General features: G+C 41.9%; 13 protein-coding genes. 11 read left to right on the forward strand and 2 right to left on the reverse strand.

The genetic code is table 11. The features are described from left to right. The first annotated feature begins 30 nt into the window (after nt 1-30). From ACLV7Q_RS00480 to ACLV7Q_RS00490, 3 genes are all read left to right on the forward strand, one after another. Complete coding sequence (locus ACLV7Q_RS00480; RefSeq protein ID WP_218757530.1) at nt 31-1,068, forward strand: aldose epimerase family protein; 1,038 nt, start codon at nt 31-33, stop codon at nt 1,066-1,068. Between the two features lie 135 nt (nt 1,069-1,203). Continuing rightward, a complete protein-coding gene (locus tag ACLV7Q_RS00485) occupies nt 1,204-2,391 on the forward strand; it encodes a CAP domain-containing protein (protein WP_218757531.1) in 1,188 nt (395 codons plus the stop codon). A 471-nt stretch (nt 2,392-2,862) separates the two neighbouring features. Further along, on the forward strand, nt 2,863-5,109 hold the full coding sequence (locus ACLV7Q_RS00490; protein ID WP_218757532.1) for a hypothetical protein: 2,247 nt from the start codon (nt 2,863-2,865) through the stop codon (nt 5,107-5,109). A gap of 225 nt (nt 5,110-5,334) precedes the next feature. Here the strand turns inward: ACLV7Q_RS00490 and ACLV7Q_RS00495 are convergent, their stop codons facing one another. Continuing rightward, on the reverse strand, nt 5,335-6,018 hold the full coding sequence (locus ACLV7Q_RS00495; protein WP_218757533.1) for a DUF4956 domain-containing protein: 684 nt from the start codon (nt 6,016-6,018) through the stop codon (nt 5,335-5,337). Beyond that, nucleotides 6,011-6,787 (reverse strand): polyphosphate polymerase domain-containing protein, encoded by a 777-nt coding sequence (locus tag ACLV7Q_RS00500; RefSeq protein WP_218757534.1) that lies wholly within the window; start codon nt 6,785-6,787, stop codon nt 6,011-6,013. Before ACLV7Q_RS00500 ends, ACLV7Q_RS00495 begins: the two co-directional genes overlap by 8 nt. Nucleotides 6,788-7,015: 228 nt before the next feature. Here ACLV7Q_RS00500 and ACLV7Q_RS00505 point away from each other — a divergent pair, with 228 nt between their 5' ends. The 8 genes from ACLV7Q_RS00505 to ACLV7Q_RS00540 all read left to right on the forward strand — a co-directional run bounded on the left by ACLV7Q_RS00505 (nt 7,016) and on the right by ACLV7Q_RS00540 (nt 15,075). Next, nucleotides 7,016-8,227, forward strand: a complete 1,212-nt coding sequence (locus ACLV7Q_RS00505) for a carbohydrate-binding domain-containing protein (RefSeq protein ID WP_218757535.1) — start codon at nt 7,016-7,018, stop codon at nt 8,225-8,227. A 241-nt stretch (nt 8,228-8,468) separates the two neighbouring features. Beyond that, entirely contained in the window at nt 8,469-9,323 is an 855-nt protein-coding gene (locus ACLV7Q_RS00510) for a VOC family protein (RefSeq protein WP_218757536.1), read from the forward strand. 253 nt (nt 9,324-9,576) lie between these two features. Then, a complete protein-coding gene (locus tag ACLV7Q_RS00515; protein ID WP_176139916.1) occupies nt 9,577-10,134 on the forward strand; it encodes a sugar O-acetyltransferase in 558 nt (185 codons plus the stop codon). A 668-nt stretch (nt 10,135-10,802) separates the two neighbouring features. Further along, nucleotides 10,803-11,567, forward strand: coding sequence for a nucleoside phosphorylase (locus tag ACLV7Q_RS00520; RefSeq protein WP_218757537.1), 765 nt, complete (start codon nt 10,803-10,805; stop codon nt 11,565-11,567). A gap of 33 nt (nt 11,568-11,600) precedes the next feature. After that, entirely contained in the window at nt 11,601-12,980 is a 1,380-nt protein-coding gene (locus ACLV7Q_RS00525) for a potassium transporter TrkG (protein ID WP_050236539.1), read from the forward strand. Between the two features lie 13 nt (nt 12,981-12,993). Then, nucleotides 12,994-13,659: a potassium channel family protein gene (locus tag ACLV7Q_RS00530; RefSeq protein WP_218757538.1), complete on the forward strand. Its 666-nt coding sequence runs from the start codon at nt 12,994-12,996 to the stop codon at nt 13,657-13,659. Nucleotides 13,660-13,793: 134 nt separating this feature from the next. Beyond that, complete coding sequence (locus ACLV7Q_RS00535) at nt 13,794-13,997, forward strand: hypothetical protein (RefSeq protein ID WP_225904722.1); 204 nt, start codon at nt 13,794-13,796, stop codon at nt 13,995-13,997. 61 nt (nt 13,998-14,058) lie between these two features. Continuing rightward, complete coding sequence (locus tag ACLV7Q_RS00540; protein WP_218757539.1) at nt 14,059-15,075, forward strand: glycosyltransferase family 2 protein; 1,017 nt, start codon at nt 14,059-14,061, stop codon at nt 15,073-15,075. The last annotated feature ends 2 nt before the right edge of the window (nt 15,076-15,077 follow it).

Below are 15,077 nucleotides of genomic sequence, written 5' to 3' on the forward strand. Positions count from 1 at the left end.
GCTTGGGAGAAATAGTAAAAGGAGAACAGAATGAAAGCATATACAGAGCGTGTATTTGGAAATGTTGAGGGCAAGGATGTCTTGGCCTATCGATTTGAGACGAACGGTGGCTACCAACTTGAGGTCATGACTTATGGTGCGACCATCTTGCGCTATGTCACACCTGACAAGGCTGGAAATTTTGCTAATGTTATCTTGGGATTTGATGACTTTGACAGCTATGTAGGCAATAGTCCCAAGCATGGAGCGAGCGTAGGTCCTGTGGCAGGCCGTATTGCAGGTGCGACATTTGAGCTAAATGGTACGACCTATGACCTTGAAGTCAACAATGCTAGCAACTGTAACCATAGTGGTTCAACTGGTTGGGATTCGAGCTTGTTTGAACTAGCCGAAGTGAGCGACCATGGCTTGACCCTCTACACAGAGCGTACAGATGGGACAGGAGGATTTCCTGGAAATCTCAAGATTTGGATCAGTTACCACTTGGAAGAAACTGGTGCCTACGAAATCAGCTACAAGGTAACGACCGATCAGGATACGCTGGTTAATCCAACCAACCATAGCTATTTCAACTTGTCTGGTGATTTCACGCAGACGATTGACCGTCATGTCTTCCAACTAAACACAGAGGGCATTTACCCAATCGCTCCCGACGGTGTTCCTGCCAAAACTCCAGATGCTAATCGTGATGTGGTTAAACACATCTACAATGGTGCCTTATTGAAAGACATCTTTGCAGAAGAAGATGAGCAAATCCAGCTGGTATCTGGTTTGGATCATCCATTTGCCCTTCCTGCAGGCCATGACAATGCTGGATTCCTTTATGACCAAAACTCAGGTCGCTTCCTGCTTTTCAAGACAGAAGCTCCTTGCTTTGTAGTCTACACAGCAAACTTTGTGGATGAGAGTGTACTTGTGGCTGGTCAGCCAATGGTGCAGCACAATGGGATTGCCCTTGAAGCGCAAGCTTTACCAGATGCCATTCACAGTGACCTCAAAGACCAAGTCATCCTTAAAGCAGGTCAAACCTTCACAAGTAAGACACGTTATGAACTTGTTGTGAAGTAAAAGAATCATTGCGCCTACTTTTGGGATTTAGGAATAGGTAAGCAAAGACAAATAGTAGGAAAATATGATATAATTAAACGTTGAAAGGTATCTGTTAAGATAATATTCAAACTACAATAAGGAGTAAGAAAGAAAATGAAGAAAATTGTATTTGCTAGTGCCTTGGCTTTGACCTTGGCAGGAGCAGTTTTGACAAATGATGTTTTTGCGAATGACAGACTGGTTGCAACGCAATCTGCTGATGGTAATGTATTGACCTCAGAGGTGCTAAAACCTTCTAGTGGCAATGTTTTGGTTGGAATCAAGGGAGAATTTTTGCCTCCTCATCAACAATCTATTTTAGATGCTATCAATAAAATTCGTAAAGAAGCAGCGGACGAAGGTTTGGTAGATAAGTATGTCCCTGTAAAATGGTCAGTTGACCATGAGAAAACGGCTTTTGTACGCGCTGCTGAGGTATCCGTTGCGCTGAAGGCTGAACGTCTTTCCAGCAAAAACAACTGGACTGCCTTTCCATCTGGTAATAGCCTAAGTGGAGAAGCTTTAGATTTGAATCCTGATGGATTTCTAAAAGCAATTGAAAACTGGCATGCTGAAAAGGCGCACTATGTGGCGAAAAAGAAAGATAAAACATCAAAAGAATTTTCATCTTATTATGAGAACTTGATTAACCCTAAATTTACCCATGTGGGTCTTGCTGCTTTTAAAAATGCAGCTAATCCTCAGAAAGCAGCAACCGTTGCTTTGGCTCTAGGAACTACGACTTCTTCAGAGGAATTGGCTGGTGGATATGGTTCTGCTGTTCAGTACACAGAAGTGACTGCTTCAAACCTTTCAACAGTTAAAAGTAAAGCTATAGTTGTAGAAACACCGCTGAAAGATTTCAGAAAATCCACATCTGATCAGTCTGGCTGGGTGCAGTCTAATGGCAAGTGGTATTTTTATGAGTCTGGTGATGTGAAGACAGGCTGGTTGAAAACAGGTGGTCAATGGTACTACTTGAATGATCTAGGTGTCATGCAGACTGGATTTGTAGAAGTTGATGGATCGGTGTATTATCTAAGTAACTCAGGTGCTATGTTTACAGGCTGGGGAACAGATGGTAGCAGATGGTTCTACTTTGATGGCTCAGGAGCTATGAAAACAGGCTGGTACAAGGAAAATGGTACTTGGTATTACCTTGATGAAGAAGGGATCATGAAGACGGGTTGGTTTAAAGTAGGTCAACACTGGTACTATGCAAATGGTTCAGGCGCTTTGGCTGTTAACACAACAACACCAGATGGTTACCGTGTCAATGCTAATGGTGAATGGGTAAGCTAGGATGAACATGCCGACTGAGAGGTAAGTTATCCGTCTCACTAGCAACAAGAATGAACGATAAGAAAGAGGTTGATGGCGAACATTGACCTCTTTTTTGGAGTGTCTCGAGTCAGTTGCTACTTACTGAAAATAAGAACGAGTCATCATCCATCGCAAATATGCAAGACTATTCCTAATTCAGAAATCAACCTTTTGATATATGGTAATGTGAGTTTTATCTGCAATCGAAAAGCAAATACACACCTTGTCTTTGAAGTCAAGTGAGTATAAAAGAGAAACTCTAAGGGAGAGAATGTAAAGAAATACAAAAGTTTTCAAAACGATTTTCATAAAAACTTTGATAAAACAAATAAAATTCCGAACGAAAATGTAACACAATTGTAATATAAAACACTTGACAAGTATTTACGGGGGGGGTATACTTAATATAGTATAGTCTGAAAATGATTATCAGAAAAGAGGTAAATTTAGATGAATAAGAAAAAAATGATTTTAACAAGTCTAGCCAGTGTCGCTATCTTAGGAGCTGGTTTTGTTGCGTCTCAGCCTACTTTTGTAAGAGCAGAAGACGCTCCCGTAGCTAACCAGTCTCAAGCTAAGAAAGACTACGATGCAGCAATGAAAAAATCTGAAGCTGCTAAGAAAGACTACGATGCAGCAATGAAAAAATCTGAAGCTGCTAAGAAAGAATACGAAGACGCTAAAAAAGTTTTAGCTGAAGCAGAAGCTGATCAGAAAAAATATGAAGACGATCAGAAGAAAACTGAAGAGAAAGCAGAGAAAGCAAAAGCAGCTTCTGAAGAGATAGCTAAGGCAACAGAGGAAGTTCAAAAAGCGGTCCTAGATTATCTAAATGCTATCAGAAATCACGACGAAAATGGGAAAAAATCCGCAGAAGAAGCTGAGAAAAAAGCTAAGGAACACGAAACTGCTGCGAAGGAGAAATTTAATACTATTCAAACAACAATAGTAGTTCCTGAACCAGATAAGTTAGCTGAAACTAAGAAAAAAGCAGAAGAGGCTGAAAAAAATAAACCAGAACTTACTAAGAAAGTAGAAGAAGCTAAAGCAAAAGCAGAAGAAGCTAAAAAAGCAGAAGAAGTAGCTAAGAAAAAATCTGATGAGGCAGCTCAAGAAGAAGAAGTAGCGAAGAAAAAAGTAGAGGCAGAGAAGAAAGAAGCCGAAGCCAAAGAAGAATTAAAAAACTTTTTGAATAAAGTAGAAGAAGCTACTATAGCGGAAATCAATAATAGTGATAAAATCAAGCCTGAAGATAAGCCTAAAGCTATTGAAAAAGCAAAAGAAGCTATCGGGAAAGAATATGTTTTAAAGGCTATTGAGAATGGCGAGTTATCAGCTACTGATCTTCTAGCTGATGTTAATAAAGCTGCTGAAGCGCCTGTATTAACAGAAGAGGACGAAAAGAAAGATAATCTCCCTAATAGCACAAGGCAAGATGGTAAATCTCTAACAGACTTACCTAAAGATATTCAAGATGGAATTAAAAAAGGGGAAGAAAATGATGCTGCACGTCCAGCGTCAGAAAAAGCACAAGATCGTGCTGATGATTTAGGTGATGCTGTAGCTAAACAACAAAAGGAAGTTGATGCTTTAAATAAAGAGACAGCAAGTAAACAACAAATTGCTGTAGCAGTAAAAGCTGCTCTTGAAAAAGCGAAGGAGACTCTGAAAGCTACTGAAGAAGCTAATGCAGATCCCGCTATCATTGAGGGAGCTAAAGCTGCTGTTGAAAAATTATCTCAAGCCGAGATGAAAGCAAATTCTGATTTTCAAGAAGCTGGTAGGAGTTTGGAGCAAGAGGTGTCAATTTTAAATGAATTGATAGACTTGTATAATAAAGCTCTTGAAGAGGTTAAAGAAGAAAAAGCAAAAGAAAAAACAGATGATCAAAGAGCTGAAGAAGACTACGCTCGTAAATCAGAAGAAGCATATAACCGCTTGACTCAACAGCAACCTCCAAAAACTGAAAAACCAGCTGAAATTCCAGCAAAACCAGAGAAAACAGATGATCAACAAGCTGAAGAAGACTATGCTCGTAAATCAGAAGAAGCATATAACCGCTTGACTCAACAGCAACCGCCAAAAACTGAAACTCCAGCACAACCTTCTGTTCCTGCAAGACCATCTAATCCGACATATGTCCCTTCATACTCATCATATGTTCCATCATACAGCTCATATTCTGTAGTAAAACCAGCACAACCAGCCACTCCAAAAACAGGTTGGAAACAAGAAAACGGTATGTGGTATTTCTACAATACTGATGGTTCAATGGCGACAGGATGGCTACAAGACAACGGTTCATGGTACTACCTCAACGCTAGTGGAGCTATGGTAACAGGTTGGCTCCAAAACAATGGCTTATGGTACTACCTCAACGCTAATGGTGCTATGGCGACAGGATGGCTCCAATACAATGGTTCATGGTACTACCTCAACGCTAACGGCGCTATGGCAACAGGTTGGGCTAAAGTCAACGGTTCATGGTACTACCTAAATGCTAACGGTTCAATGGCAACAGGTTGGGTGAAAGATGGAGATACCTGGTACTATCTTGAAGCATCAGGTGCTATGAAAGCGAGCCAATGGTTCAAAGTATCAGATAAATGGTACTATGTCAATGGCTCAGGTGCCCTCGCAGTCAATACAACTGTAGACGGATATACTGTCAATGCCAATGGTGAATGGGTAAACTAAACCTAATATAACTAGTTAATACTTACTTCCTATGAGTATCCTTTAAAGTATTCCCTACAAATACCATATCCTTTCAGTAGATACTATACTCTTGTAGGAAGTTTAGATTAAAAAATAACTCTGTAATCTCTAGCCGGATTTATGGCGCTAGAGACTACGGAGTTTTTTGATTGGTAAAGAATGGTGGTACTCAAGAGATTCTTAGTTTGCTATTTGATTTGGAAATTACAAATTCTTTCTCTTCTTGGCATTTTTGGTCAGGGAAACCTGGTAAGTATCTTGTTCTTTAGTGAGGTAATTGATGACTTGAAAATCATCGGTTTGAGCCTTGAAATCCACTTCGTAGACAGTGGTGACTTGTTCTCCATCATTGCTGGTATCAATCGAGATGAGGTCTAACTCAGTACAGAATTGTGCCAGTCCAGATTGGATAGTTTGAAGTTTCTCTTCTTGGTTCGCAATTGTGATGGTTAATAGTCTGCGACGTTGGTGGTTGCTCTTGCTTTGTTGTTTCTCTAAAAGAAGCCATACTGCTAAGATAAAGACAGTGAAGAGAACAGCTAAGGTTAGGTAGCCTGTCCCTGCCGCCAGCCCGATAATCATGGCAAGAAAGATAGCAATTAGTTCCCGTGAGCCACTGGTGGCTGAACGGAAACGAATAAGGCTAAAGGTTCCTGCAACGGCGATAGAGGTTCCTAGGCTGCCATTTACCAGAAAGATGACCAAGGTCATCAAGCAGGGGAGTAGGGTCAAACTAACAGCAAATTCCCGTGTATAGAGGGTACGGTGTTTGTAGGCCCATGTCAGAGCCAAACCTAAAATCAGGCTGACCAAGAGAGCCAGAAAGAGCTGGATAGGATTGGCAGTAGCAGTTGTGTCGTTGAAAATAGAATTAAAAAGATTAGACATAAGTAGTACCTACACTTTCTGTGCTTGGTCGTGGGCTATAGTCCAGCCCCTGAGACTTGTGGTAGGCGCAGCTGTATTTTGAAAACTTCTGCTCTACCAGTCCATATTGGTCGAGAATATCTTGTAGCCATTGGGGTTTTCTACCTGGAGCTTTAATTTCCATGATGACAATGTCCTCGTTTAGTAGAGGGAAACCGTCCTTTCCTGAGAATAAACTGACATTCTCATCGCGATAGGTTAGATTTTGGTCAATGGTGACACGAATTTTATTGTAGGGAAATCCGCTAATTTCTTTCTTTTCCTTGAGAGAAAAGCGGTCGTAGTAGATATACATACGAGGGATGATGGCTTGCTGATATTCCTCTTGGAGTTGCTGGATTTTTTCAATCATCATTTGGTCCTTGATGCTGCTATCCAGCTGTCCTTTAGTCATAAACTGGGTGATAGACTGGGGAGTCGACAAGAGACGATATTTTCGCCCGACACCAGTCCTGTCCTTGGATTTGATTTCTAAAAATACCTGACTATCGGGCTGGACTTGACTGAGATAGGTTCGCATCCGAATCTTTTCTTTACGCTTAGTACCTTGGCTATCATCCTGAATCATATCAAATTGCTCTGTATCAAAGTAGATGTTAGAAATGGTCGAAGTTGGATAATCATCCTCGACGAGGTATGTTTTTAAGTCTTCTATTAAATTAGTCAAGTCAGTCTTGGCAACGATATATTTGGTTTCAATTCGTTTAAAGCTTGTTTCAATTGGTTTCATAAATCCTGTCTCCTTGATCAAACTGTTTCAGCACTCTATCTTATTAGAAGATATATGTGTCTGGGCAAGTTGAACTTGCCTGTGACTAGTCTAGGGAACTTTCCTAAAACTTTTGTTAAAGATAACTTAACTGAAACTGAACTTAAGAAAACTTTCAGAAAAAGTTCAGATTTTTTTCAGACTCCCCCTGTAAACTAAGCTCAAGCTAAATGAAGGCGAGGAAAAAGTATGAAATCAAAAAAATGGACTCTAATCTTAACCAGTTTAACAGCTTTGACCTTGATGACAGCTTGTGGGCAGTCAACGACCAAGTCAAGTACAACTGCGGCGGCAGATACCACTGCCATCACAACTTCAGCTAAAAACAGTCAATCTTCTTACTTTACAGAAAAGGACTACGACACTTCTTATGATGAAAATACAATCTCTAAGATTGAATTGTCGGGCTCATCTGCAAGTGTCTCTGGAGACGGTGTGACAGTTTCTGGCTCAACAGTGACTATCTCAAAAGCAGGTACCTATGTCATTTCTGGTCAGTCTGACGGAGTGCAAATTAAAATTGCAGCTGATAAGTCTGATGATGTGAAACTTGTTCTCAAAGGCGCGACCATGACCAACACAGATGCGGCTATTTCGGCGACATCAGCCGGTCATGTCTACCTCACTTTAGCAGAAGGGACGACAAACAGTCTCTCTGACTCAAGCTCTAACAGTGATGAAAAGGCAAATGCCGCTCTCTTTTCTAAGGTTGATTTGACCATCAATGGTTCAGGAACTCTCAATGTAGATGGCAAGAAAAGCAATGCTATCAAGGCTAACGACACCCTCCACATCATGGGTGGAACCATTAACGTTACATCAGTAGGCGATGCCTTTAATGTCAATGATGAACTTAACATCACTGGTACGACCATGACGATCGATGCCAAGGAAGATGGTGTCAAAGTTGACAATGATGACGATATGACTGTGGGAAATATGTATTTGGCGAACAATACCATGACAGTTACAGCAGGCGATGATGGCATTCACGCTTCTGGCAATCTAGTGATTGATAGTGGTACTTACACAGTCAAGAATGCGACTGAAGGAATTGAAGGAAAATCCATTACGATCAATGGTGGCGATATCAATGTCTACTCGACAGATGATGGAGTCAATGCAGCTAATAAAAATGCCCAGCAAAGTGACATTTACTTTACCATGACAGGTGGAAATCTAACTGTAGAAGTTGGTCAAGGGGATACAGATCCAATTGACTCAAACGGGAATATCACGGTCACAGGCGGAACCATTAAATTGATAGGACAATCAGGCTTTGACTTTGATGGAACAGCAACCTATACAGGTGGGGATATTTACATCAACGGCGAAAAACAAACTGATATTGTCAATTCTATGCCTGGAGGCGGCGGTCCAGCCCCTGGCGGACGAGGATAAACAAAAACGAGACTGGGCAAGAAGTCTTTGAAATCAGAAAAACGCATAGTATCAGGTCAGAGAAACCTTGGTACTATGCGTTTTATTGTGGGGAGATTTACTTCATTTTCTACTGAAATTGAGTTTTTGCCCAACATCGTTTTGTCCTGCTATTTGAGTTGTTCTACTTGACTCCAAGTAAAAAAGGAGTATAATGTTGTAATGGATAATGTTACAATAAAAAAGAACAAAGGAGAAATAGATGACCTACGCATACAATAGTAAGATTTATTTGGCAGAGGCAGTTTTAAATGTTAAGGATTTGGCAAGTCAGACTGCCTTCTATCATCAGATTCTAGGCTTGGAAATCCTTTCTCAGACAGAATCTGAAAGTATTTTAGGAGCTGGTGGAAAGGCTTTGGTTCATTTACTGAAAACAGACAGGCTAGAGGGGGTGCAAGATCACTATGGTCTCTATCACATAGCTATCCTTTTACCAAGTCGTGAGGATTTGGCAAATCTGTTTAAGCATATAGCAGAGCTGCAAATTCAGCTAGTCGGCGGGGCGGATCATGGCTACAGTGAAGCAATCTACCTGGAAGATTTAGAAGGGAATGGGATTGAAATTTATCGTGATAAGCCTGTAGAGGACTGGGATATTCGTGAGGATGGGCGCATTGTCGGAGTGACTGAAGCCTTATCTGCTCAAGAAATATATGAGATGGGACGTAAAGTAGAACCTTTTGAGATAGCCTCTGCTACGCGCATGGGGCATATCCATCTTTCTGTCAGGGATAGTCGAAAATCCAGCCAGTTTTATCAAAAGGTTTTAGGACTAGAGGATAAATTTAGTCTACTTAGTGCTAGTTGGATTGCGTCTGGGGATTATCATCATCATTTAGCGGTCAACGAGTGGGGAGGAAAAAGGCTAACCAGACGTGAACAAGGTTTACCCGGATTGGCCTACTATGTCATTGAAGTCGCAAGCAAAGAAGAACTTCTAGCAATTGCGCACCGAGGACAAGAAGTTGAAGCGCCTATCAAGTGGCTGACATCAACTCAGTTGGAAGTGACAGACCCAGACGGAATTGTGACCCGTATTCGCTTAGTTAGATAGGATGTGATAAAGACCAGCATCTAATACTCAATGAAAATTAAAGAGCAAACTAGGAAACTAGCCGCAGGCTGCTCAAAACACCGTTTTGAGGTTGCAGATAGAACTGACGAAGTCAGTAACATATATACGGCAAGGCGACGTTGACGCGGTTTGAAGAGATTTTCGAAGAGTACAAATTGTAGAAAGTGCTCCTTATCCTAGTCAGATATGTAAATATTTTGATACAATGGTAGGAAATAAGGAGAAGAATACAATGACTAGTGAATACCAGAAAATGATAGCAGGAGAGGTTTACCGTCCATCGGATCCAGAACTGCGTGCCTTGGCTCAGGCTTCTCGCCAAAAACAGGCTGCCTTTAACAAGGAAGAAGACCCCTTAAAGGGAGCTGAAATCATTAAGGCTTGGTTTGGTTCGACTGGACAAAATCTATATGTCAATCCACGCCTAGTGGTCGATTATGGGGTCAATATTCATCTAGGGGAAAATTTTTATTCTAATTGGAACTTGACCATGCTGGATGTTTGTCCGATTCGTATTGGAGACAATGCCATGATTGGTCCCAACTGTCAGTTCTTGACTCCACTTCATCCGCTGGATCCACATGAGCGTAATTCAGGTATTGAGTACGGTAAGCCTATCACAATCGGAGACAATTTCTGGGCTGGTGGTGGCGTCATTGTCCTGCCTGGAGTCACACTTGGAAATAATGTCGTCGCAGGAGCAGGGGCAGTGATTACCAAGTCCTTTGGGGACAATGTTGTATTAGCTGGCAACCCTGCGCGCGTGATTAAGGAAATACCTGTGGAATAGAAGTAAAAAAGGAACAGCGGGTGTTGTTTCTTTTCTGTCATTCCCTTGTTCTTCTATAATGGAGAAAAAGGGAGTGGAGATAAAAACTTCTTCTATATTTTTTACCCAACCCACATTTACCTACTCTATATCTTAGCAAGTCTGCTTCATTGATCAATTTTAAATCATCTTGTAACTGGGATGCTTTTTGATGCAAGAAGTACTAGTGTAGGAGAGAGTTTTTGTGGATGACTAGATGATGTCAATGATTTTTTCTATTTATTTTCAGTCAAAGATGATACAATAGTAAGGTCGCAAACACTAGACTGCGCAGGCAGGAGGTGATCTTATGTGCGTTTTCATCGAACTTGTCTTGCTACCTATTCTTGCTGGTACACTAGCGAATGTCTTATCGGAGTGGCTTATCCGATTTGTAGCAAGCAAATGCGACAAGAAAAAGAAATAGCCTGAGCGCCTTGAGCAAGCGCAAAAAAACACCACTGGCGGCAACCGGTGGTGTTTTCTTATGTGCTTATTTCATCGAACTTTTAAGCAAGTCCATTGTACCATTAAAAAGAGTCTCTGTCAAAAATATTGTTATTGTATTGTTTCTCTCCTCAGTTTATCAGCCCCTCCTTGACACTCCGTCGATTTTTGATACAATAGTACAAAATTAGAGGAGGCAGGCTATGATTCAGAAACATGCGATTCCTATTTTAGAGTTTGATGACAATCCTCAGGCAGTCATCATGCCTGATCACGAAGGGCTGGACTTGCACTTGCCCAAGAAATGTGTCTATGCATTTTTAGGTGAAGAGATTGACCGCTATGCGAGGGAAGTAGGGGCGGACTGTGTCGGCGAATTCATTTCTGCCACCAAGACCTATCCAGTCTATGTCGTGAACTACAAAGGCGAGGAGATTTGTCTGGCTCAGGCTCCTGTTGGTTCAGCTCCAGCAGCCCAGTTTATGGATTGGTTGATTGGCTATGGTGTGGAGCAGATTATTTCCACAGGTACCTGTGGTGTGCTAGCCGATATAGAGGAAAATGCCTTTCTAGTCCCTGTTCGCGCTCTGCGAGATGAAGGAGCCAGTTACCACTATGTGGTACCTTCTCGTTATATGGAAATGCAGCCAGAGGCTATTGCTGCTATTGAGCGAGTTTTGGAAGTCAGAGGGATCCCCTATGAAGAAGTCATGACCTGGACGACAGATGGTTTTTACCGAGAAACGACTGAAAAGGTGGCTTATCGTAAGGAAGAAGGCTGTGCTGTTGTGGAGATGGAGTGTGCTGCGCTTGCGGCAGTAGCTCAATTACGAGGAGTTCTTTGGGGAGAGTTGTTGTTTACAGCTGATTCCTTAGCAGACTTGAACCAGTACGATAGTCGTGACTGGGGCTCGGAAGCTTTCGAAAATGCCTTGGAACTCTGCCTTGAAATATCCTTTCAGATCTAACTCCTCTCCTTCTTTTTATGGTACAATGGATGTATGTTATTCAAATTATCTAAGGAAAAAATAGAGCTAGGCTTATCTCGTTTATCGCCAGCCCGTCGTATTTTTTTGAGTTTTGCCTTGGTCATTTTACTAGGTTCTCTCCTTTTGAGTTTGCCTTTTGTCCAAGTTGAAAGCTCACGAGCGACTTATTTTGATCATCTCTTTACAACTGTATCCATGGTCTGTGTGACAGGTCTTTTTACCCAGCCTGTCGCTGACACCTACAATATTTGGGGTCAGCTCATTTGTATGTTCTTGATTCAGATTGGTGGTCTGGGGCTCATGACCTTTATTGGGGTTTTCTATATCCAGAGCAAGCAAAAGCTTAGTCTTCGTAGCCGTGCAACTATTCAGGATAGTTTTAGTTATGGAGAGACTCGATCTTTGAGAAAGTTTGTCTATTCTATTTTTCTCACGACTTTTTTGGTTGAGGGTTTAGGAGCTTTATTCCTCAGTTTTCGTTTTGTTCCTCAACTTGGCTGGGGGCGCGGTCTCTTTAGTGCTATTTTTCTAGCTATATCCGCCTTCTGTAATGCAGGTTTTGATAATTTTGGAAGTACGAGCTTGATTGCTTTTCAGACTGATCCCTTGGTCAATCTGGTCATCGCAGGCTTGATTATCACAGGTGGTCTTGGATTTATGGTCTGGTTTGACCTTGCTACGCATATAGGGAAAAAGAAAAAAGGGCGCCTGCATTTTCACACCAAACTGGTTTTATTACTGACGGTGGGGCTACTAGCTTTTGGGACGGTGAGCAGTCTCGCTCTTGAATGGAACAATGCAGGGACGATTGGCAATCTCCCTGTTGCAGATAAGGTCTTGGTCAGCTTTTTCCAAACTGTCAGCATGAGAACGGCTGGTTTTGGGACAATTGATTACAGCATGGCTCGTCCTGTTACCTTATTGATTTATATCTTGCAGATGTTTTTAGGTGGGGCTCCAGGAGGAACAGCTGGGGGGCTCAAGATTACCACATTTTTTGTCCTCTTGGTCTTTGCACGAAGTGAGCTTCTAGGCTTACCTCATGCCAATGTCGCTCGACGGACGATTGCGCCACGAACCGTTCAAAAATCCTTTAGTGTCTTTATTATCTTTTTGATGACCTTCTTGCTGGGCTTGATTTTACTAGGGATCACAGCCAAGGGCAATCCTCCCTTTATCCACCTCATATTTGAAACCATTTCTGCTCTTGGGACAGTCGGAGTGACGGCAAATTTAACTCCAGATTTAGGGAAATTAGCTCTAAGTGTGATTATGGTTCTCATGTTTATCGGACGAATTGGTCCCTTGACCCTGCTGGTCAGTCTAGCAGATTACCATCCAGAAAAGAAAGATATGATTCACTATATGAAAGCAGATATTAGTATTGGTTAAGAAAGGAAAGAGCATGTCAGATCGTACGATTGGAATTTTAGGCTTGGGAATTTTTGGGAGCAGTGTCCTAGCTGCCCTAGCCAAGCAGAATATGAATATTATCGCTATTGATGACCACGCAGAGCGCATCAATCAGTTTGAGCCAGTTTTGGCGCGTGGAGTGATTGGTGACATCACAGATGAAGAATTATTGAGATCAGCAGGGATTGATACCTGCGATACCGTTGTAGTCGCAACAGGTGAAAATCTGGAGTCGAGTGTGCTTGCAGTTATGCACTGTAAGAGTTTGGGGGTACCGACTGTTATTGCCAAGGTCAAAAGCCATACAGCTAAGAAAGTGCTAGAAAAGATTGGAGCTGATTCGGTTATCTCGCCAGAGTATGAAATGGGGCAGTCCCTAGCACAGACCATTCTTTTCCATAATAGTGTTGATGTCTTTCAGTTGGATAAAAATGTCTCTATTGTGGAGATGAAAATTCCTCAGTCTTGGGCAGGTCAAAGTTTGAGTGAATTAGACCTCCGTGGCAAATACAATCTGAATATTTTGGGTTTCCGAGAGCAGGAAAATTCCCCATTGGATGTTGAATTTGGACCAGATGACCTCTTGAAGGCAGACACCTATATTTTGGCAGTCATCAACAACCAGTATTTGGATACCCTAGCAGCATTGAATTCGTAAAAGAGGGAGCTTCCCTCTTTTTTGATTCCCAAGATAGCAAATAGAGATAGCACCCCTTGTATTCTAGTAAAAATTCTTCAAAGGCTGGACTTTATGGTAAAATAGAAAGAAGTGACAAGAGAGAGTAATACTCAATGAAAATCAAAGATCAAACTAGGAAACTAGCCGCAGTCAGCTCAAAACACTGTTTTGAGGTTGTAGATAAGACTGACGCAGTCAGCTCAAAACACCGTTTTGAGGTTGTGGATAGAACTGACGCAGTCAGCTCAAAACACCGTTTTGAGGTTGCAGATAGAACTGACGAAGTCAGTAACATATATACGGCAAGGCGACGTTGACGCGGTTTGAAGAGATTTTCGAAGAGTATAAGAAAAAATCAGTCCCCTAAAGGAGCAGATTATGAAGTTATTGTCTATCGCCATTCCTAGCTATAATGCTGCAGCCTATCTTCATTACTGTGTGGAGTCGCTAGTGATTGGTGGTGAGCAAGTTGAGATTTTGATTATCAATGACGGGTCTCAGGACCAGACTCAGGAAATCGCTGAGCGTTTAGCTAGCAAGTATCCTAACATCGTTAGAGCCATCTATCAGGAAAATAAAGGCCATGGCGGTGCGGTCAATCGTGGCTTGGCAGAGGCTTCTGGGCGCTATTTTAAAGTAGTTGACAGTGATGACTGGGTGGATCCTCGTGCCTACCTAAAAATTCTTGAAACCTTGCAGGAACTTGAGAGCAAGGGTCAAGAGGTTGATGCCTTTGTGACCAATTTTGTCTATGAAAAGGAAGGTCAGTCTCGTAAGAAGAGTATGAGTTATGAGTCAGTCTTGCCTGTTCAGCAGATTTTTGGCTGGGACCAGGTCGGAAATTTCTCCAAAGGCCAGTATATCATGATGCACTCGCTGATTTACCGGACAGATTTGTTGCGAGCGAGCCAGTTCCAATTGCCTGAGCATACTTTTTATGTCGATAATCTCTTTGTTTTTACCCCCCTTCAGCAGGTTAAGACCATGTACTATTTGCCTGTCGATTTCTATCGTTATTTGATTGGGCGTGAGGACCAGTCTGTCAATGAGCAAGTGATGATTAAGCGCATTGACCAGCAACTCAAGGTCAATCGACTCTTGGTAGACCAGCTTGACTTGTCCCAAGTGAGTCATCCCAAAATGAAAGAATACTTGCTGAATCATATTGAGATTACGACGGTGATTTCCAGTGCCCTACTCAACCGAGCTGGAACAGCGGAGCATCTGGCCAAAAAACGGGAGCTGTGGACCTATATTCAGCAGGAAAATCCAGAGGTCTTTCATGCTATTCGCAAAACCATGCTCAGCCGTTTGACCAAACATTCGGTCTTGCCAGCCCGCAAACTTTCCAATGTCGTCTATCAAATCACCAAATCTGTTTATGGATTTAATTGATA

This window comes from Streptococcus mitis (assembly GCF_965111725.1).
GTDB classification, from domain to species: Bacteria; Bacillota; Bacilli; order Lactobacillales; family Streptococcaceae; genus Streptococcus; species Streptococcus mitis_DV.